This window comes from Kosmotoga sp. (assembly GCF_982836095.1).
The window spans coordinates 1-1,389 of the sequence record NZ_CEYIHJ010000024.1 but is presented as its reverse complement, the minus strand read 5'-3'; the positions used below and the strand labels follow the sequence as shown (position 1 = coordinate 1,389).

Annotated in this window: 2 protein-coding genes; both read right to left on the bottom strand. The window is 41.1% G+C overall.

Annotation, left to right across the window (positions count from 1 at the left end):
* A partial coding sequence (locus AC3LHT_RS02970; RefSeq protein WP_488661928.1) for a phosphate signaling complex PhoU family protein occupies window positions 1–664 on the bottom strand: 664 nt, incomplete at its 3' end.
* Complete coding sequence (locus AC3LHT_RS02965; protein ID WP_488661927.1) at window positions 645–1,328, bottom strand: NAD(+)/NADH kinase; 684 nt, start codon at window positions 1,326–1,328, stop codon at window positions 645–647. The genes AC3LHT_RS02965 and AC3LHT_RS02970, both read right to left, overlap by 20 nt.
* Between the last annotated feature and the right edge of the window lie 61 nt (window positions 1,329–1,389).

Below are 1,389 nucleotides of genomic sequence, written 5' to 3'. Positions count from 1 at the left end.
AGAATTCGCTTCCCATACATCTGTAATATTCGCCGGTTTCTATAAAAATCGAACACTCAGTCAGAGATAAAGAAGAAGCAGCAATTTCTCTGAAAACCCTTAAAAGGCTTATCAACTTCACTCCTTTAAGGGCAATCGTAGGGTTTTGGACAATGGTTTCAGTTATCTCTTTTTCCGTGCTGTCAAGGAGGGTGCTCACGGTATTGTTTTTTGAGCAAATCTGCCCTGACATGCTAGTTGATGGTGAATAAATATTTTTGACTGCATTGTTAAACATCTCGTCGATGAGGTTTGCTGTTTTAGACATGCTGTTGTAAAAGCCAATGGAAGATAGTTTTGACAGTTCCAATGAGTATCTCGAAATCGTCAGACATTGTTTGCCAATCCTCGTTAATTCGTTTACCAGCTTCATTCCCATCATCACTAATCTCAAATTTTTACCAGTCAACATAAGGGTTCCACCAAGTATGACAGTCTTTCTTTCAATGCTCAGCTGAAAGGTATCGAGGATAGAAGAAGAATACATCACATCTCTGGCATGGTGCTCATTCCTCTCGAGAAATGCCATTTTTGATTTACTGTACATCGTTTGAACATAACGAGCAAGCTTGAGCAGTTCATCTCGCAGCTCGTCGAGCTTTTCTTCACCTCTTCTTGAAATCATCTCTCAGCCTCCCACCAAAGGCGAGTTTATCTCTCATGACACCAACAAAATCAAACTCCTTTGGCCTGAGTAATGTCACCGATCTTTTTGAAAGGGCTACTTCAACCTTGTGCCCTTTTTCAAGATTTCCCCTAAAAACACCATCGTTGTAACAATCCATAGGATAGCCACGGTCATCCAGAAGTTCAATAACGGTTCTTCGCGAAGCTCCCACTACAATGCAGCCAACATATGGGTTATGCGGGCTCAATGGTGTAACCTGATAAACATCGGAAGAAGGATCTATTATTGCACCACCCGCGGCGAGGTTATAAGCCGTAGAACCGGTTGGCGTGGATATTATAATTCCATCACCCGCTATAATGTAAGGCGAAAAGCCTTCTATCATAACCCTCAAATATATGGTTCTACTGGGTTTTGAGCGCTCTAATACAAAATCGTTCAGAGCGTATTCCGTACCAAGCACGCCACCTATTTTGAGCAGTGTTCTGTTATCCTCAATCAGCATAGAGTTCAGATATAAATTGAGAGCTTCTTCTAACTGATGAAGCTCAAAAGCTGAAAGAAATCCCACACTTCCTATTTTAAAGCTCAATATGGGGATGGAATTTTCAAGAGCGCAAGGCACCGCTTTGAGAACTGTGCCATCGCCTCCAAAAGTCAAAATAAGTTAAACATCTTTTTCAATACAGCCTCTTTGATTTTCACAAATTACCATGTCAATT